This window comes from Leifsonia sp. SIMBA_070, assembly GCF_046534635.1.
GTDB lineage: Bacteria > Actinomycetota > Actinomycetes > Actinomycetales > Microbacteriaceae > Leifsonia.
In genome coordinates, this window is sequence record NZ_JAWRYK010000166.1 from 1 (window position 1) to 282 (window position 282).

A 282-nucleotide genomic window follows, 5' to 3' on the forward strand; every position below is an offset into this window, starting at 1 on the left:
CCTTTATCAATACCTCGGGCTACCACCCGGCACGCCGCCGGAAATGGTTCGGGAGCTGATGCTTGAGCTAGTACGCCAGGGTGGGAATCCTGATGTTTCAAACGTGGAAGTGATCGAGGCTTCAAGGCTCTGGGCGTTCGTAGAGAACGCAGCGAACTCAGCGACGATAATGGAATCGCTTTTGAATATTGCTGAGAAGGGAGCAGAGTTCATCTCCCAGCTTCCGCTATAACAGAGGGGCAATAGGCGGGAGATCCTGGGTCCCGCTTCAATTCGGCCATG

At 54.6% G+C, this 282-nt stretch carries 1 protein-coding gene; it reads left to right on the plus strand.

Going from position 1 to position 282, the window contains the following annotated elements:
• A partial coding sequence (locus SB754_RS19865; RefSeq protein ID WP_410784106.1) for a hypothetical protein occupies positions 1 to 232 on the plus strand: 232 nt, incomplete at its 5' end.
• Between the last annotated feature and the right edge of the window lie 50 nt (positions 233 to 282).